Origin of the sequence: Streptomyces sennicomposti (genome assembly GCF_019890635.1) — a bacterium.
GTDB lineage: Bacteria > Actinomycetota > Actinomycetes > Streptomycetales > Streptomycetaceae > Streptomyces > Streptomyces sennicomposti.
Genome location: NZ_JAIOAB010000052.1, coordinates 18,376 through 36,023, shown reverse-complemented (window position 1 = coordinate 36,023; position 17,648 = coordinate 18,376). Strand labels below are relative to the sequence as shown.

The 17,648-nt window shown below is 73.1% G+C and carries 15 protein-coding genes and 1 tRNA gene; 7 read left to right on the top strand and 9 right to left on the bottom strand.

Features of this window, described 5'->3' with window-relative positions:
* Nucleotides 1-83: 83 nt before the first annotated feature.
* Nucleotides 84-1,094: a nucleotidyl transferase AbiEii/AbiGii toxin family protein gene (locus K7787_RS24310; RefSeq protein WP_308036462.1), complete on the bottom strand. Its 1,011-nt coding sequence runs from the start codon at nucleotides 1,092-1,094 to the stop codon at nucleotides 84-86.
* Nucleotides 1,091-1,840, bottom strand: coding sequence for a hypothetical protein (locus K7787_RS24305; RefSeq protein ID WP_308036461.1), 750 nt, complete (start codon nucleotides 1,838-1,840; stop codon nucleotides 1,091-1,093). The genes K7787_RS24310 and K7787_RS24305 overlap by 4 nt, the downstream gene beginning before the upstream one ends.
* Before the next feature lie 219 nt (nucleotides 1,841-2,059).
* Between K7787_RS24305 and K7787_RS24300 the strand changes: the two genes are divergently transcribed.
* Complete coding sequence (locus K7787_RS24300; RefSeq protein ID WP_223002939.1) at nucleotides 2,060-2,887, top strand: N-formylglutamate amidohydrolase; 828 nt, start codon at nucleotides 2,060-2,062, stop codon at nucleotides 2,885-2,887.
* A 55-nt stretch (nucleotides 2,888-2,942) separates the two neighbouring features.
* Here K7787_RS24300 and K7787_RS24295 read toward each other — a convergent pair.
* A tRNA-Leu gene (locus K7787_RS24295) sits at nucleotides 2,943-3,027 on the bottom strand.
* A 307-nt stretch (nucleotides 3,028-3,334) separates the two neighbouring features.
* Nucleotides 3,335-4,282 (bottom strand): beta-ketoacyl-ACP synthase III, encoded by a 948-nt coding sequence (locus tag K7787_RS24290; protein WP_223002938.1) that lies wholly within the window; start codon nucleotides 4,280-4,282, stop codon nucleotides 3,335-3,337.
* An 89-nt stretch (nucleotides 4,283-4,371) separates the two neighbouring features.
* On the opposite strand from K7787_RS24290, the gene K7787_RS32475 reads away from it, so the two are divergent.
* Both K7787_RS32475 and fdhD read left to right on the top strand, forming a co-directional pair.
* Nucleotides 4,372-4,656, top strand: coding sequence for a hypothetical protein (locus K7787_RS32475; RefSeq protein WP_372456684.1), 285 nt, complete (start codon nucleotides 4,372-4,374; stop codon nucleotides 4,654-4,656).
* 7 nt (nucleotides 4,657-4,663) lie between these two features.
* A complete protein-coding gene (gene fdhD, locus K7787_RS24280) occupies nucleotides 4,664-5,512 on the top strand; it encodes a formate dehydrogenase accessory sulfurtransferase FdhD (protein WP_223002936.1) in 849 nt (282 codons plus the stop codon).
* A 312-nt stretch (nucleotides 5,513-5,824) separates the two neighbouring features.
* Here fdhD and K7787_RS24275 read toward each other — a convergent pair whose 3' ends face one another.
* Nucleotides 5,825-6,262, bottom strand: coding sequence for a MarR family winged helix-turn-helix transcriptional regulator (locus tag K7787_RS24275; RefSeq protein ID WP_223002935.1), 438 nt, complete (start codon nucleotides 6,260-6,262; stop codon nucleotides 5,825-5,827).
* A gap of 164 nt (nucleotides 6,263-6,426) precedes the next feature.
* Here K7787_RS24275 and K7787_RS24270 point away from each other — a divergent pair, with 164 nt between their 5' ends.
* On the top strand, nucleotides 6,427-7,344 hold the full coding sequence (locus K7787_RS24270) for a quinone oxidoreductase family protein (protein WP_223002934.1): 918 nt from the start codon (nucleotides 6,427-6,429) through the stop codon (nucleotides 7,342-7,344).
* A 114-nt stretch (nucleotides 7,345-7,458) separates the two neighbouring features.
* On the opposite strand, the gene K7787_RS24265 is transcribed toward K7787_RS24270, so the two are convergent.
* On the bottom strand, nucleotides 7,459-8,544 hold the full coding sequence (locus K7787_RS24265) for a bile acid:sodium symporter family protein (protein WP_223002948.1): 1,086 nt from the start codon (nucleotides 8,542-8,544) through the stop codon (nucleotides 7,459-7,461).
* Between the two features lie 212 nt (nucleotides 8,545-8,756).
* Here K7787_RS24265 and K7787_RS24260 point away from each other — a divergent pair, with 212 nt between their 5' ends.
* The 3 genes from K7787_RS24260 (at nucleotide 8,757) to K7787_RS24250 (ending at nucleotide 12,750) form a co-directional block, all read left to right on the top strand.
* Entirely contained in the window at nucleotides 8,757-9,620 is an 864-nt protein-coding gene (locus K7787_RS24260) for a LysR substrate-binding domain-containing protein (protein WP_169435278.1), read from the top strand.
* A 294-nt stretch (nucleotides 9,621-9,914) separates the two neighbouring features.
* The gene (locus K7787_RS24255; protein ID WP_164387396.1) at nucleotides 9,915-11,744 is read left to right on the top strand and encodes an AMP-dependent synthetase/ligase; all 1,830 of its coding nucleotides are present in this window, start codon (nucleotides 9,915-9,917) and stop codon (nucleotides 11,742-11,744) included.
* A gap of 169 nt (nucleotides 11,745-11,913) precedes the next feature.
* A complete protein-coding gene (locus K7787_RS24250) occupies nucleotides 11,914-12,750 on the top strand; it encodes an aldo/keto reductase (RefSeq protein ID WP_164387397.1) in 837 nt (278 codons plus the stop codon).
* Between the two features lie 85 nt (nucleotides 12,751-12,835).
* On the opposite strand, the gene K7787_RS24245 is transcribed toward K7787_RS24250, so the two are convergent.
* From K7787_RS24245 to K7787_RS24235, 3 genes are all read right to left on the bottom strand, one after another.
* Complete coding sequence (locus tag K7787_RS24245) at nucleotides 12,836-13,798, bottom strand: class I SAM-dependent methyltransferase (RefSeq protein ID WP_223002933.1); 963 nt, start codon at nucleotides 13,796-13,798, stop codon at nucleotides 12,836-12,838.
* A gap of 281 nt (nucleotides 13,799-14,079) precedes the next feature.
* Entirely contained in the window at nucleotides 14,080-15,849 is a 1,770-nt protein-coding gene (locus tag K7787_RS24240) for a glycoside hydrolase family 6 protein (RefSeq protein WP_223002932.1), read from the bottom strand.
* A gap of 56 nt (nucleotides 15,850-15,905) precedes the next feature.
* Nucleotides 15,906-17,396, bottom strand: a complete 1,491-nt coding sequence (locus K7787_RS24235) for a cellulase family glycosylhydrolase (protein ID WP_223002931.1) — start codon at nucleotides 17,394-17,396, stop codon at nucleotides 15,906-15,908.
* Nucleotides 17,397-17,648: the final 252 nt, after the last annotated feature.

Below are 17,648 nucleotides of genomic sequence, written 5' to 3'. Positions count from 1 at the left end.
CTCTGGGGTGCCGACCGGGGGCAGCGGTCCGGGGCCTCTCCCCCGCCACGCCGGGCGGCAGCGACGTCGCCGCACCGCGCGTCTCAGCGCAGGCCCTCCCCGAGCACCGGCCCCAGCGCCCGGACGAGCCGGTCGAGCCAGTGCCGGGCCGTGCCCGTCACCCAGGGGTTCCGGTTCCTGAACTCCGCCCAGTCCACGTCCCAACCGGCCGGCTCCAGGGTGGAGAAGGAATCCGGCGCCCCGCGCAGCACCTTCCGCAGCAGGCGCGGGGAGAGGTCGACGCCGTCCAGCTCGGCGAGGACCACCGCGTCGTACAGGTCCTTGCCCCGGGCTCCGCAGTCCCCGCGGCTGTCGGTGTGCAGCCACAACAGCTTCCAGGCGAGCGACAGTTCGCGGCTCGCCGTCCGCACGGCCGTGGGCGGCCCGCCGTCGCCCCGCGGTACCAGGGTCCACACCGGCGGCTCGGGCAGGCACTCGTCACGGGCGAAGTCCAGCTGGACCTCGCCCGGCGGCAGCCCTTCCGCGTGCCAGGGGATGACCAGCCGCACGCCCGGCGTGTCGTAGTGACCGTACGCCCATGTGCCGTCCGTCCGTGCGGCGTCCGCGGCCAGGCGCACACCGGGGGCGGCCCGCGGCCACCGCGCCACCCGGTCGAGCAGATCCTGGTACGGCGGCGAGGCCGTCTCGAAGGCGTCGCCGTCCTCGTCGTACACCCAGTGCAGACCCTCCGGTGGGAGCAGGGGGCGGCAGCCGCCGGTGCCGAACTCCTCCTCGCCCCAGATCTCGTACCGCGCCGCGCCGCCGGCCGCCTCGGGCCACTGCTGCACGGTGGCGAGCCGGTCGACGTACGGGTACGGATCGAGCGGATCGACCCCTACGGCGCCCTCCAGGACGATCCAGTCCAGGTCGGCCGGTTCGCGCGCCGCGCCCGGCGTCCACGCGGCCAGGACCATGCTGCCGCGCAGCACCAGGCCCCCGCTCCAGGGGGCGTCCGCGACGAGGGCCAGCACGTGGTCCAGCACGGCGCGCCGGGCCGCGCGGGCGTCGGCGGGAACCGTGGCCCGGGGAGCCCGGGGCGGGGTCCGAGGCGTCACGCGGCCCTCGGTCCGTCGTGGCCGGCACCGGCGTCGCGCCCGCGGCCTCCGCCGTCGCCACGGCCCTCGCGGCCGGGGCCGGCTTCCCCCATCCAGCCGGCGTCCACGGCCAGGTTGTCGTCGTGCACGACGAACTCCCGCTCCACTTCCAGAACCGTGTGCCCGGCCCCGGCGAGGGAGCCGAGCAGGGCGTCCAGGCGCCGGCCGGCTTCCCGCCCGCCGACGCCCCGGCACCGCTGGGTGACGAAGCGTTCCTGTCGGCCCGCTGCCGCGGCCCGGCGGGCGTTGCGGGAGACGTGCGCCGCGTGGGCGACGGCCAGCTCCCGTACCCCTGTGACCTCGGCCTCTCCCGACAGGGCCAACTTGACGTGGTGCTCGAAGTACCGGTCCTCGGGGAGGGCGGCGGCCTCGGCGTCCGTCTGCGGGACGCCGGTGTTCCAGGGCGCGGCCTCGATCTTGACCCGGATCACCCGGAAGCCGTCGCCCCGCAGCCGTTCCGCCCGTCTCCGGGCCTCGGCCAGTTGGGCGGGCAGGGTTCCCCGGCCCTGCCAGGTCAGCATCGGCTGGTTCGGGGTACGGCCCCGATCGAGCAGGATGTGCGTGTACTTCAGTCCGTGCCGGGCCGCCCAGGCGCGGACGCGCTCCGCACCGCCTTCGCCGCCGTCCGGCTCCAGTGTCAGGTGCGTCTCGAAATCGCCCTCGTGCCGCTCCGGCCGACCGCCGCCACCGTCTCGTTCCGCGTTCACGGCTCGAACCGTAACGATCACCACTGACAGCGGCGTACGACCGACCGCACCCGGCGGTCCACCGGCCGCACGCCGGTGCTCCGGGGCTGTCACAGGCCTGCCCTATGATCACCGGACCTGATCGACGGTGCTCCGCACCGGTCCGGTCGGGCAGGCGGGAGGCGCGCTTGCCTCTCGACGTACGATCCAGCTCGACACGCTACGGAGACTTCTTTTCAGATGAGCGACGTGTCCTCCTCCCCGGAGCCCTTCAAGTCCTTCGCGTACCTTCCCGGCGCGCCCGACTCCCCCGTGATCCTCCACGTCCCGCACTCCTCGCGGACGATTCCCGCCGACGTCCGCGCCGGGATCACGCTGGACGACGCCGCGCTGGAACGCGAACTGGACCACATCACCGACGCGCACACCGCGAAGATCGCGGAGGCCGCCGCCGCCCGCGCCTCCCTCACCCCCTGGCGGTTCGTGAACCGGCTCTCGCGGCTGGTGATCGACCCCGAGCGGTTCCCGGACGAGCGGGAGGAGATGCTGTCGGTGGGCATGGGCGCCGTGTACACGCGGACCACGCACCGCGCGGAGCTGCGCCCGGCCGGACACGACGGACAGCCGCTCGTCGACCGGTACTTCCGCCCGTACGCCGCCGCCATGACCGACGCGGTCGGCGAACGGCTGGCGGCGGTGGGCCGGGCGGTGATCGTGGACGTGCACTCGTACCCGACCGCGCCCCTGCCCTACGAACTGCACGGCGACGGCCCCCGCCCGCCGATCTGCCTGGGGCGCGACGACTTCCACACCCCGCCGAAGCTGCTGGCCCAGGCGGAGAAGGCGTTCGCGGACTTCGGCGGCACCGCCGTCGACAGCCCCTTCCAGGGGGCGTACGTACCGCTGGCGCACTACGGGACGGACCCGAGGGTCAGCGCGCTGATGATCGAGATCCGCCGGGACGTGTACATGCGCGAGCCGGGCGGCCCGGCCGGCCCGGGGCTGGACGCGCTGGCGGATGCGGTGGCGCGGCTGGTGGAGGCGGTCGGAGCGGGTACGGAGGGCTGACGCCGACATGCGGAAGGGGCCTCCGGCATTCACCGGAGGCCCCTCCTTCACTCTGTGTCCGAGGGGGGACTTGAACCCCCACGCCCGATAAAGGGCACTAGCACCTCAAGCTAGCGCGTCTGCCATTCCGCCACCCGGACTAGGTGTGTGTCGCCCGGCGGGGGTGTTCCCCGCGGCGACATGGACAACAATACCAAGCTTTCGGAGTGCCTTTCACCTGCGTATCCGTCCCGTACGCGCCCGCGCGGGCCGGGGCGCGCACGCCCGGCCGGCGGTGTGCACCGACCGTCGCGGACACGTCACGTTTCGTCGCGCGACGCCGCTCGCGGGCCTCGACCTCCCCCGCGCCGCCCACGGACGGCGCACGAGTTCCCGACTCAGCTCACGGGCAGCGCACGGCCGCTCCTCACGAAGCTCAGGCGCGGCGCGCGGCCTGCCCCGCGCCGCTCACGGGCAGCGGACGACCTGTCCCGCGTAGGAGAGGTTTCCGCCGAAGCCGAACAGCAGGACCGGGTCGCCCGTCGTCACCTCGCCGCGTTCGACCAGCTTGGACAGGGCCAGCGGGATGCTGGCCGCCGAGGTGTTGCCGGACTCGGTGACATCGCGGGCGACGACCGCGTTGACGGCGCCCAGTCGCGCGGCGAGCGGCTCGATGATCCGCAGGTTGGCCTGGTGCAGAACCACCGCGGCCAGTTCCTCGGGCGCGACGCCCGCCCGCTCGCAGGTCTGCCGGGCCAGCGGCGGCAGCTGGGTGGTGGCCCAGCGGTACACGCTCTGCCCCTCCTGCGCGAACCGGGCGGGCACGCCCTCGATCCGTACCGCGTTGCCCATCTCGGGCACCGAGCCCCACAGCACCGGCCCGATCCCGGCCGGCTCCCCCGGCCGGGCCGCCTCGACCACGGCCGCGCCCGCGCCGTCGCCGACGAGCACGCAGGTGCTGCGGTCGGTCCAGTCGGCCACGTCGGACATCTTGTCGGCGCCGACGACCAGGGCGCGCGTCGCGGCACCGGCGCGCAGGGTGTGGTCGGCGGTGGCCAGGGCGTGGGTGAATCCGGCGCACACGACGTTGACGTCCATCGCGGCCGGCGTCGGGATGCCCAGGCGGGCGGCGACGCGCGCGGCCATGTTGGGCGAGCGGTCCACGGCCGTGGAGGTGGCGACCAGGACGAGGTCGATGTCGTCCGGGGCCAGGCCGGCCGCGGCGAGCGCCTTGGCGGCGGCGTGCGCGGCGAGTTCGTCGACCGGTTCGTCGGGCGCGGCGATGTGCCGGGTGCGGATGCCGACCCGGCTTCTGATCCACTCGTCGCTGGTGTCGACCAGGGCCGCCAGGTCGTCGTTGGTGAGCACCTTGGCGGGCTGGTAGTGGCCGACGGCGGTGATGCGCGAGCCGTTCATTGCGGGTCCCCCTCGTGGCCGTGGGTTGCGGGACCTCAGTCTGTTCAGTGACTCACGAGTACGGCGGCAGGTGAAGGCACAGGAAACATGTGCCCCGGTTGTCGGCTTCCGTCAGAGGCGAGGCACGTCCACTGGGGCCTGTACGTACATTCGAATGCGCGTTCGCGAGGCGTCCGGCGGGTACATGGAGCGCGGCGCCGGCGGGTACGTCGGCGGGTACGAGGAGCGCGGCGTCCGTGCGTCCACGGCGACGCGGGCGGCGCACGAACGGCGGGTTCCCCGAGGCCACCTCCCCGCACACCGGTCCGGTGACTCGTGGCACTCTCTGCGGGAAGGGCCGTTTCGGCCGGCAGCGCGTACAGAACCGGGGCTGATCACGACATGGGACGAGTGACGGAACGACGCAAGGTCCTCCGCATCCGGGACGGCGCGGTCTCCGCCCGGCCGGACACCCTCGTCGCCGAGGAGCCGCTGGAGATCCGGCTGAACGGCAAGCCGCTCGCGATCACCATGCGCACCCCGGGCGACGACTTCGCGCTGGCGGCCGGCTTCCTGGTCAGCGAGGGCCTGCTGGCCGAGGCGTCGGACCTCGTGAACATCGTGTACTGCGCGGGGGCCACAGTGGACGGCTCGAACACGTACAACGTGGTGGACGTGCGGACCGCCCCGGGCATCGCCCTGCCGGACATCACCCTGGAGCGCAACGTCTACACGACCTCCTCGTGCGGCCTGTGCGGCAAGGCCAGCCTGGACGCCGTCCGTACGACGGCCCGCTGGCCGATCGCGGACACGCCGCCGGTCCGCGTCGAGCCGGAACTGCTCGCGAGCCTGCCCGACCGGCTGCGGGCGGCGCAGCGGGTCTTCGACCGGACGGGCGGGCTGCACGCGGCGGCCCTGTTCGCCGAGGACGGCGAGCTGCTGGACATACGGGAGGACGTGGGCCGGCACAACGCGGTCGACAAACTCGTCGGCCGCGCCCTGCAGAGCGGCGACCTGCCGTTGTCCCGCGCGATCCTGCTCGTCTCCGGGCGGGCCTCCTTCGAGCTGGCGCAGAAGGCCGTGATGGCGGGCATCCCAGTCCTGGCGGCGGTGTCCGCGCCGTCCTCGCTCGCCGTGGACCTGGCCGCGGAGACCGGCCTCACCCTGGTGGGCTTCCTGCGGGGCAGCTCCATGAACGTGTACGCGGGCGAGGAGCGCATCGCCCTGCGCACGGCGTCGCCGCAGGGGTGACCCTGCCCGGGGCGCGCGGGTCGGGGCACGGGACGAGGCGCGGATCCGTCCTCGGCGCGCGGCTCCCCCGCCTACGTCTCACCGCTCCCCCGTCGCCGTCTCGCGCAGGGCTGAGCCTGCCCGGGGCGCACGGGGCAAGGCGCGGATCCGTCCTCGGCGCGCGGCTCCCCCGCCTACGTCTCACCGCTCCCCCGTCGCCGTCTCGCGCAGGGGTGAGCCTGCCCGGGGCGCGCGGGTCGCGCGGATCGAGGCACGGATCCGTCCTCGGCGGCGGCTGCCCCGCCGCCGTCCCACCGCTCCCCCGCCGTTGCCTCACTCCCGCGTGCCGGAGATCCTGGCCAGCAGTTCCATGAACCGGTCCCGTTCCGCTGCGGACAGCGGCTCCAGCAGCGTGTCGTTGGCCTCGCGGGCCGCCCGCTCGCAGCGCTCCAGCAGGTGCGCGCCCTCGGCGGTGAGGGAGACCGCGTTCTTGCGCCGGTCGCGGGGATCGGGCTCGCGCAGGACCAGGCCCCCGGCCTGGAGGTCGTTGAGGACGCCGACCAGGTCCTTCGGGTCGAGCCCGACCCCCCGCCCCAGATCGGCCTGGGCCACCGGGGCCAGGTCGCGGACGGCGGAGAGGACGACGTGGTGCCACATCTTCAGCCCGTGTCCGGCCAGCGCCTCGGCGACCAGGGCGCGGCCACGAGCGGCGGCCCGGCCGAGGAGCCAGCTGGGCAGGGAACGGATCTCGGCGAGGGGTGCTTCGGGCATGGCGGCAGCCTACCGAAAAAGTCATTGGACTCCCCAATGAAATCCACGCTACGGTGACACTCGTTGGGGCTCCCCATGAGTTTCGGCGAGTCCTGAGCGCCGCGGGAGGGCGTCCGAGTGCTTCCGCGGTGGCTTCCCGTGTGGTCCGAGAGGTGTGGGGTGCGATGCGACGCGTGCGGTACGAGTCGGCCGGCGGTCCGCTGTTCGTGGAGGAGGCGCCCGTGCCCGAACCGGGTCCCGGCGAGCTGCTGGTGCGCTGCGAGGCGGTCGGCGTCACCCTGCCGGTCGTCCGGAAGGTCACCGAGGCCGCCGAGCCGATCGCGCTGGGCGGTGAGATCGCCGGCGAGGTCACGGCCGTGGGGGCCGGCGTCACCCGGTTCCGGCCCGGCGACCGGGTGACCGGCCTGTGTTTCGGGCACGGCTACGCCGACTTCGCGCCGCTGCACGAGGCCATGGCCTCGCCCGTCCCCGAGGGTGCGAGCGCCGTCGACGCGGTGGCCCTGGTGCGCAGCGGCCTGGTCGCCCTCGGGGCGCTCGCGGCCGCCCGGCCCGCACCGGGCGAGGCGGCGCTCGTGACGGCCGCGGCGAGCGGCGTCGGCCACCTCGCGGTGCAGCTCGCGCGGGTCCGGGGCGCGGGCCGCGTGGTCGGCGCGGTCTCCACCGCGGCCAAGGCGGACTTCGTACGGTCGCTCGGCGCGGACGAGGTGGTCCGCTACGGCGACGCGGACTGGGGCGAGCCGGTGGACTACGCCCTGGACGCGGTCGGCGGCGACCTCCTCACCCCGGCGATCGCCGCGCTCGCGCCGGGCGGGCGGCTGGTGGCGTACAGCTCGGGCGGCGGGACCGTACAGGCGTACGACCTGCTGGTCGGTGCCAAGTCGGTGATCGGCTTCCAGATGGCGCGGATCGCCCGGGAGGAGCCCGAGCGTTACGAGCGGTGGCGGCGGGAGTTGTGGGAGCTGTTCGAGCGGGGCGAGGTGCGGCCCGCCGTGCACGCGGAGTTCGCGCTGGAGGACGCCGCGAAGGCCCACGAGGCGATCCAGTCCCGCGCGAACCTCGGCAAGGTGGTCCTGCGTCCGTGACGTCCGGGACGTTCGTGAGTGCGAGTCGGGGGGGTACGGCGGCACGGCGACGAGCGGCCGTCGCACCCCGCCTTCGCTCGCCCACGTCCGCGCGCCCGCGTCGGCGCGACCGCCTCAGCGCGACCGAGGCCCCGTCCCGACCGAGCCGACCGGGCCGACCGGGCCCGCCGGCGCCCCCGACTCCGTGGCCGGAGCAGACGCCGCCGCCCGCTCCCCGCGCTCGTCCCGCTCCTCCTGCTCCTCCCGTTCCTCCCGCGCCTCCGGGTCGCGGGCCCGGCGCTTGGCGATCACCGCGCACACCATCAGCTGCATCTGGTGGAAGAGCATCAGCGGCAGCACCGCCAGCGAGGCGTGGACGCCGAACAGGACACTCGCCATGGGCAGCCCGGAGGCCAGCGACTTCTTCGAGCCGGCGAACTGGATGGCGATACGGTCGGCCCGGCCGAAGCGCAGCGCCTTCGCGCCGTACCAGGTCAGGGCGAGCATCACGGCGAGCAGCACCGCCTCCACGGCGAGCAGTCCGCCGAGGCGCGCGGCGCTGACCTGGTGCCAGATGCCCCGCACCATGCCCTCGCTGAACGCGGTGTAGACGACGAGCAGGATCGAGCCCCGGTCGACGAGCCCGAGGACCTTCTTGTGCCGGGCGACGAATCCGCCGATCCAGGGCCGCAGGAGCTGTCCGGCGACGAACGGCACGAGCAGTTGCAGCACGATCGTCACCAGCGAGTGCGCGGAGAATCCGCCGCCGCTGCTGCCCAGCAGGACGGCGGCGAGCAGGGGGGTGAGGACGATGCCGACCAGGGAGGAGAAGGAGCCGGCGCAGATCGCGGCGGGCACGTTGCCGCGGGCGATGGAGGTGAAGGCGATGGAGGACTGGATGGTGGAGGGGACCAGGGTGAGGAAGAGCAGGCCCTGGTAGAGCGGCTGGTCGAGCAGGACGGGGACCAGGCCGCGGGCGGCGATGCCGAGCAGCGGGAAGACCACGAAGGTGCAGGCCAGCACCGTGACGTGCAGTCGCCAGTGCTTGAGCCCGTCCAGGGCCTCGCGGGTGGAGAGCCGGGCGCCGTAGAGGAAGAAGAGGAAGCCGATCGCGGCCGTGGAGGCGCCGGAGGCGACGTCTGCGGCCGGGCCGCGGGCGGGCAGCAGCGCGGCCAGGCCCACGGTGCCGATCAGCAGCACGATGTACGGGTCGACCGGCATCCAGCTCGGCCAGCGCAGGCGTGTCACGGTGCTCCACTCGCTCGTGCTCGTCGGCGGCCGGGGGCGCGCCCGGCCGCGTCCGTCGTCTCGGGACCTCCGGGTCCCCGGTTCATCGTCCCCCTCACCAGGGCGATCGGGAAACCGTCCCACCGCTCTCACTGTCATCGCGTTCCGTGATGAGCGGTGGGCGGGAAGCCGTTAGCCTTGACCGCGTGTACGACCCGGCCCAGTTGCGCAGCTTCCTCGCCGTCGCCCAGACGCTCGGTTTCACCCGGGCGGCGCGGCGGCTGGGGCTGCGCCAGTCGACGGTGAGCCAGCATGTGCGCCGGCTGGAGGAGGCCGTGGGGCGGCCGCTGTTCACCCGTGACACGCACTCGGTGGAGCTGACCGAGGACGGCGAGGCGATGCTGGGGTTCGCGCGGCGGATCCTGGAGGTGCACGAGCAGGCGACGGCGTTCTTCACCGGCACCCGGGTGCGCGGCCGGCTGCGGTTCGGCGCGTCGGAGGACTTCGTGCTGACCCGGCTGCCGGAGATTTTGGAGGGCTTCCGCTACGAGCACCCCGAGGTCGATCTCGAACTGACCGTCGAGCTGTCCGGCACCCTGCACGAGCAGCTGGCCGCGGGGAAGCTGGACCTGGTCCTGGCCAAGCGGCGTCCGCAGGACCCGGCCGGCGAGCCCGTCTGGCACGACCGGCTGGTGTGGATCGGCGCGGAACGGCTGCGCCTGGAGGCCGACCGTCCGGTGCCGCTGATCGTCTATCCGCCGCCGGGGATCACCCGGGCGCTCGCCTTCGAGGCGCTGGAGCGGCAGGGCCGCCCGTGGCGCGTCGCGTGCACCAGCGGCAGCCTCAACGGGCTGATCGCCGCCGCCCGCGCGGGCCTCGGCGTGATGGCCCACTCGCGCGGGCTGATCCCGCCGGGCCTGGTCCGGGTGCCGGAACGGGCCGGGCTGCCGGAGCTGGGGCGGGTCGACTTCGTCCTGGTCCACGGCCGCCACCGCCCCTCGGCCCAGCCCGCCGCCGACGCCCTGGCAACGGCGATCCTCACCGGCGGCGACCGCCTGCACCACCGCTGAGGCGGACCCGTACGGGTCCGGCGGGCATGCGGGCGGCCTTGGGGTCGTACAGATTCCGTGGAGATTACGGCACCGAAACTTACTGAACCGTAGGAACTTCTGTCCGGCCGTGTCCGTTGTGGGCGCATTTTCCGGCGCTGACCTGTGTGTACATGAGCACCGCTCGCTTTCGGCCCCCCTCCCGCACCGTCCGTGCGTGGGGTAGCTTTCACCGCGCTGTGCGGGGCGTCAGGGGTGGTCCGGAGGCCGGGGCGCCTCGGGACGGGCCGAAGACCGAGGGAGCGGGAGCGGGGTTTGCGCGAGTTCACCAGCCCTCCGTCCACGTCGGCGCCGCCGGTGGGCGGGCTGGCCGACGTCGTGTTCCGGTACGCCCAGGAGGACCCGCGGCACGTCGCCCTCGGCCGCAAGGACGAGACCGGGGCATGGCGCGATGTGACCTCCGCCGAGTTCCGCGACGAGGTGCTGGCGCTGGCCAAGGGGCTGCTCGCCGAGGGCGTCCGGTTCGGCGACCGGGTCGCCGTCATGTCCCGCACCCGCTACGAGTGGACCCTGTTCGACTTCGCGCTGTGGACGATCGGCGCGCAGGTGGTGCCGATCTACCCCACCTCCTCGGCCGAGCAGTGCTTCTGGACGCTGTACGACGCGGAGGTGTCGGCGGCGGTCGTGGAGCACGAGGACCACGCCATGACCATCGCCACCGTCATCGGCCGGCTGCCGAACCTGCGCCGGCTGTGGCAGCTGGACGCGGGCGCCGTGTCCGAGCTGTACGACGCGGGCGCGCACATCGAGGACGACGTGGTGCACCGGCACCGCGAGGCGGTCACCCCGGAGACCGTCGCGTCGGTCATCTACACCTCCGGCACCACCGGCCGCCCCAAGGGCTGCGTCCTGAGCCACGGCAACTTCATGTTCGAGGCGGACACCGTCCTCGGCCGCTGGGAACCGGTGTTCCACTCCAGGAAGGGCGACGAGGCCTCCACGCTGCTCTTCCTGCCACTCGCACACGTGTTCGGCCGGATGGTGGAGGTGGCCGCGGTGCGCGGCCGGGTCCGGCTCGGCCACCAGCCCGAGCTGCACGCCGCCGCGCTCCTGCCGGACCTGCAGGCGTTCAAGCCGACGTTCATCCTGGCGGTGCCGTACATCTTCGAGAAGGTGTTCAACGCGGCCCGCCGCAAGGCGGAGAAGGAGGGCCGCGACGGGCCGTTCGAGAAGGCCGTCGAGGTCGCCGTGAAGTACGCGGACGCGGTGGAGGCGAAGGCGTGGGGCATCGGCCCCGGCCCGTCCGCCGCGCTGCGCATGCAGCACCAGTTCTTCGACAAGGTCGTCTACGCCAAGGTGCGCGCGGCGATGGGCGGCCGGATTCGCAACGCGATGTCCGGCGGTTCGGCCATGGACCGCCGCCTCGGCCTGTTCTTCGCGGGCGCCGGGGTGCAGATCTACGAGGGCTACGGCCTGACCGAGTCCACCGCGGCGGCCACCGCCAACCCGCCCGAGCGAACCCGCTACGGCACGGTCGGCCAGGCGATCCCGGGGGTGAGCGTGCACATCGCCGACGACGGGGAGGTGTGGCTGCGCGGCGGCAACGTCTTCCAGGGCTATCTGAACAACCAGAAGGCCACCGACGCGACGCTGCACGACGGCTGGCTGGCCACCGGCGACCTGGGCTCGCTGGACGAGGACGGCTACCTCACCATCACCGGCCGCAAGAAGGAGATCCTGGTGACCTCCGGCGGCAAGAGCGTGGCCCCGGCCGCGCTGGAGGAGCGGGTGCGCGACCATCCGCTGGTCGCGCAGTGCATCGTCGTCGGCAACGACCGCCCCTACGTCGCCGCCCTGGTCACTCTCGACCAGGAGGCGGTCGAGCACTGGCTCCAGATGCGCGACAAGGCGAAGCCGGGCACCGCGGCCGAGCTGGTGCACGACGCGGATCTGGAGACGGAGGTGCGGCGCGCGGTGGTCGCGGCCAACACCCTGGTCTCCAAGGCGGAGGCGATCCGCACCTTCCGCATCCTCGCGCAGCCGTTCACGGAGGAGCACGGACTGCTCACCCCGTCGCTGAAGCTGAAGCGCCGGGCGATCGAGAACGCCTACGCCGACGAGGTCGAGGCGCTGTACCGGGCATGAGACCGCCCGGAGCGGGGAACACGGGCGCGACGGCCGGATCAGGCCGCACCGGGCGGTCGGTTCCGGACGGATCGGCCGGTCAGGAATGCGACACGGCCGATGATCGTTGACGATGTCGAGTACGACGTACCACCTGACGACCTGACGACAACCGAAGGATCAGAAGCCAGTGAGCAGCAAGGTCCCCCCGATCATCCTCAACAACGGCGTCGAGATGCCCCAGCTGGGCTTCGGCGTCTGGCAGGTGCCGGACGACGAGGCGGAGCGCGCCGTCGCCACCGCCTTCGAGGCCGGGTACCGCAGCATCGACACGGCGGCGATCTACGGCAACGAAGAGGGCACCGGCAAGGCCATCGCCGCCTCGGGCCTCCCGCGCGAGGAGGTGTTCGTCACCACCAAGCTCTGGAACGGCGACCAGGGCTACGACGCGACCCTGCGCGCCTTCGACACGTCCCTGGCCAAGCTCGGCCTGGAGTACGTGGACCTGTACCTGATCCACTGGCCGCTGCCGGCCAGGGGCACGTACGTGGACACGTACAAGGCGTTCGAGAAGCTGTACGCCGACGGCCGGATCCGGGCGATCGGCGTCTCCAACTTCCTGCCGGAGCACCTGGAGCGCCTGATCGCCGAGACCTCGGTGATCCCGGCGGTCAACCAGATCGAGCTGCACCCGCACCTCCAGCAGCGCGCCGCCCGTGAGTTCCACGCGGAGCAGGGCATCGCCACGGAGGCCTGGTCGCCGCTCGGTCAGGGCAAGGGCCTGCTGGAGGTCCCGGCGATCGTGGCCATCGCCCGGAAGCACGGCCGCACCCCGGCCCAGGTGGTGCTGCGCTGGCACGTCCAGCTCGGCAACATCGTGATCCCGAAGTCGGTGACGCCGTCCCGGATCAAGGAGAACATCGCGGTGTTCGACTTCGAGCTGGACGACGAGGACCTCGCGGCGATCAGCGCCCTGAACGAGGACCGGCGGCTGGGTCCGGACCCGGCCACGTTCGACGTCGGCTGAGCCGTGCCGGCGGGAAGGCCCGGGCCGCTCGGCCCGGGCCTTCGCGTTGCGCGCGGCCGGTCCGGTCAGGACGCGGCCGGCCGGGTCAGGCGGGGCGGACCGCCGTGTGCACGGTGTGCGCCTTGAGGACGAAGACGTCGGGCCTGCGGTGCACGCTCGCCTCGTCGGCGGGGTCGAGGAGCCGGTCCAGGGTGGCGCGGTCCTCGGCGTCGAGGGCGTCGCCCATGCCTTCGCGCAGCCGGGCGAGGGAGGCGGCGACGTAGGCGCGGGCCTGGTCGGAGACGGGGGCGGGCAGGTCGAGCAGGAAGCTGCGGGTGCCGGTGGGCCGCAGTCCGGCGGCCGTCAGCAGCGCCGGCCAGTCCTCGGTCTCGGCGGCGGAGCCCGGCAGTTCCGCCCGCATTCGGGTGAACGCGTCGGCCTCGACCGCGTCCAGCCGTGCCTGGAGGCCGGGACGGCCGATGCCGATGTCACGGGGCAGGTAGCGGGCGGGCAGTCCGCCCTCCAGCAGGGCGAGGATGCCGCCGGGGGCGAGGTGTGCGGCGAAGGCGGCCAGGGCGGCGCGCTGGTCGCCCAGGTGGTGCAGGCTGTTGCCGGCCCACAGCAGATCGGCCGGGTACTCCAACTGGTCGAGTGCCTCGGGGAGTTCACCGGTGACGGTGGTGAAGCGGTCGGCGTGGCCGAGCCGGGCGGCGCGGGCGCGGGCCCGTTCCAGCAGCGGCGCCGAGCCGTCCACCGCGACCACCCGGGCCTTGGGGAAGGCCCGCGCGAACAGGCTCGAGACGACGCCCGGACCGCTGCCCGCGTCCACGATCAGACCGGGCTCGCCGGAAACCCGCTGCCCCAGCCACGCCATGATCTGTTCGTACACCGCGGCGGACAGCTCCGCCTGGGACTCCAGCAGCGGGGCGAGCACGGCCCAGTCGAGGTCGGCGCCGCCGTGGTGGGTGTGGTGACCGCCGTGGCCGTGCGGGGCGCGGTCGTGACCGTGGTCGTGGTCGTGCGGGGCGGGGTCGTGCGGGCCGTGGGGGTCCCGGTGTGCGTGCGCCATGGTGATCAGCCTCTCCTGTGAATGCCGCCGCCAGCCTGCGCCGACACGCGGTGCCGGGGCCACTTCCGTTGCCGGGACGGCAAAAAATAGGAGCGCGATTTCCCGGACGTGCGGGCGGGAGGCGAGGGCGGCAGACACGGCCGGGACACGCGCGCGGCGTCACCGGGTGCGGCCGCCGCGGCACCCGGTGACGCCGTACGGGCTCAGGGGCGGCCCCTCGCCGGGCCGGCCGGACCGGGGAGGTCCGGACCGGCCGGCGGGGTCACCCCCGCGTCACCGCCCTACGGCAGGGGCGGGTACGCGTTCTTCATCAGCTCCTGGAACTGCGCGGAGAACCAGTGGCCGGCCACCGGGGAGTTCGGGAGCGCTCCGGTGGGGCTGTTGCCGTTGCGCGCGTTGCCGCCGTACGTCGGGTCGCACATCCGGTCGAAGCCCTTGCCCTCGTCGTTGTCGACGGCGGAGCTGGACCCGTCCGACTCCCCCGGCGGCTTCACCCAGACGTAGGCGTCGATGCCCGCGGCGGGCGCGGCGGTCGGCCGTTCGCCGAGACCGGCGCCGCTCTGGTTGCACCAGTTGCCGGCGTGGATGCGCCGGTCGATGCGGCCGCCGTTGACGTAGTCGTCCACCGAGGTCAGCGGGCCGGGGCCGGACGGCCGGGCGGAGCCGCCCCAGCCGTTGCGGGAGGTGTCGATCAGCATGCCGATGCCGGAGTTGAAGCCGGCCGCGACGAGCTTGTCGCGCAGCCCCTGGGCGAAGGACTGCTCGTCCACGTACTGGTTCCAGTCCACCCACTTGGACTGGCGCACCGTCTGCCCGTTGACGGTGTCGGTGATCTTGAGGTTGGGCTCCTTGGTGGCGCTGTAGTTGGCGGTGTTGACGATGAAGCCGGTCACGTCGCTGAGGCTGGCGCCGTTGGTGGTGGCGACCTTGTAGAACTCCTGGACGGACGGGCCGAGGTTGGTGTCCCAGCCGAGCCAGCCGTGGTGGGCGGCGTCGATGTAGTTGTAGACGTTGGGGATGGCGCCGAGCTTGTCCAGGGCGTAGCTGACGCCCTTCTCGTAGTTGCCGTTGGACTTCATGGTCGTGCAGGCGTCGGTGGTGGTGTTGGTGCCGCCGGCGTTGGTGACCAGGTTGGGCAGCGAGTCCGGCTCGATGACGGTGGCGATGCGCAGGCCCGCGTACTTGGCGTCCGACAGGATCGAGGCGATCGGGTCGATGTACTGGGTCTTGTACTTGTCGATGTCGTTCGGGCCGAGTTCGCCGTTGGAGGCGAGGGCGGCGCAGTCGCGGCCGGGCAGGTCGTAGATGACCAGTTGGACGACGAGGTCGCCGGAGCCCTTCTGCTTGAGCGCCTCGTCGAGGTGGGCGCGCAGGCCCATGCCGCCGTTGACACCGTTGATGGCGGCGATCCGGTCGAGCCAGACGGCGGTGGGCTGGTCGGAGACGCGGCTGCCGCCCGGTTCGGCGGCGGCCAGCTTGGACCACTCGGGGTTCACATAGACCTTGGCGCCGACGTAGGGGTTGTCGGCCCGGCCGCTCGGGTCGGTGGCGCCGCCTCCGGTGCTGCCGCCGGTGCCGCCCGTGTCGCCGCCGGTTCCTCCGGTGTCGCCGCCGGTCCCGCCCGTGCCGCCGCCGCTGTCGACGTTGCAGGTCACGCCGTCGAGGGTGAAGGCCGCCGGGACGGCGTTGGTGCCGCTGTAGGTGCCCTGGAAGCCGAAGCTGGCCGAACCGCCCGTGCCGAGCGCCCCGTTGTAGCTCTCGTTGGCGGCGGTGACGTTCGCGCCGGACTGGGTGATCTTGGCGTTCCAGCCGCTGGTGATCTTCTGGTTGCCGGCGTACGTCCACTTCAGCGTCCACGACGACTTGGCGGCGCCGTTGTTGGTGACGGTGACGTCGGCGGTGAAGCCGGTGCTCCACTGGTTCAGCTTGTAGTCGACGGTGCAGGGCGCGGCGGTGGCGCCCGCGCTGGCGGGGATGGCGGTGAGCGCCATGCCCGTGCCCCCGGCGACGAGGGTCAGGGCGGCGAGCATCGCTGTTCTGGTGCGGCTCATGAGAGAGGAATTCCTCCAGTTGGGAAGGGAGTTGCCGGTTTCTCGGGACAGGGAGGTCAGGGTGCGAGGGCGCGCAGGTGGTCGCGCAGCCCGGCGCCGTACGCGGTGGGTGTGCCGTCGTAGGCGGAGATCAGGGAGGGGCCGGAGGAACAGTCCCAGGTGTTCCAGGTCCAGCCGAGGTAGGACAGGCGGTGGTCGTCGAACCACTTCATGACCTGGTCGGTGAAGCCGTGCGCGCAGGTGTTCTCGCCGATCTCCCCCGCCACCAGCGGTACTTGGGCGGCGACCGGGGCGAGCGTGGAGTTCCAGCAGCTCTCGCCGGCGCAGGTGTTGAAGTTGTAGACGTGGTAGGCGGCGACGAGATTGCCCGCCGGGTCGGTGGGCCGGTACGTCAGCCACTGGCTGAGGTCGTTGGAGTAGGCGAGCCCGCCGGCCAGGATCAGGTTCTCGGCGCCGGTGGCGCGCACGGCGTCGACCAGGTCCTGCATGCCGGCGACCTCGTAGCCGATGCCGGGGCAGGCGCCGCCGTCGCGCCAGCACGTCCAGGCGGCGGCGGTGCTGGTCGTCGCCCGGTCCGGGTACGGCTCGTTGAACAGGTCGAAGGCGACGGCCCGGTCGCCCTTGAAGGTGTCGGCGACCGAGGACCAGAACGCGGGTGTGTACTGGGCGTCGGGCATGGGTTTCTGGCAGGTGGCGTGCACGTCGGAGCAGCCGGCCGAGTTGCCCGTGTACTGGCCCCAGGTCCAGTGCAGGTCGATGACCGGGGTCATGCCGTGCGCCTCGATCCGGGCGACCAGGTCCTTGACGGCGGCGATGTAGTGGGCGCCCGCGTACTCGGGCTTGACGTTGGAAAGTCCCAGCCAGCACTCCTCGTTGACGGGGATACGGACGGTGTTCGCCTTCCAGTCGGCGATCGCGGCGATCGACGCGTCGTCCACCGGGCCGTCGAAGAAGCCGTAGCCCTGGACGCACATGAACTCGCCGCCGGAGCGGTTGACGCCGAGCAGCCGGTGGCTCCTGCCGTCGGCGTCGACGATCGCGTTGCCCTCGACGTGCAGGGCGGGCGCGGTGCCGTCGCCGGTGGGCGGCGGGTCGGTCGGGGGCGGGTCGGTCGGGGGCGGGGTGGGCTCCGGGTCGACGTTGCAGGTCGTGCCGTTGAGCTTGAACGCCGTGGGCGCGGACGTGCCGGCCGGACCGGAGGCGAGGAACCCGGCGTCGACGCTCGCGCCGCTGCCGAGGGAACCGTTCCAGCTCTCGTTGACCGCGGTCACCGTGGCGCCGGACTGCGACCACTTGGCGTTCCAGCCCTGGGTGACCTCCTGGCCGCCCGGGAAGTCGAAGGTGAGACTCCAACCGGTCAGCGCCGCGCTGTTGTCGGTGATTCGCACCGTGCCCTGGAAGCCGGTGTCCCACTGGCCGGCGACCGAGTACTGGACCGTGCAGACGGGGGTGGCCCCCTGGGCCGTGACCGCCGGTACGACCACGCTCCCGAGGAGCGCGACCGCGCCGGCGACGGCCAGGAGGGCCGAACGCGGGGGGTGTCGCATGAGCGACTCCTTGCAGCTCTGGCGCGTCGGGGCGGACGCGTCGACTGATGGAATCGCTCCCACTGGTTCGAGTGAAGGTAGCGGCAAGTTCGGGTGAGGAACAGGGGCGGTGCCGAGTTTCCGGCGACTTTTCGGCGACGGGGCCGGTCAGCGGGGCGCCGAATCTTTTCGTTCCGTCCAGGACTTGACCGTTCCCTGACACGTCCGCACTATGGGAGCGCTCCCACTGGTCAGGGCTTGTTGCTCCTCCCC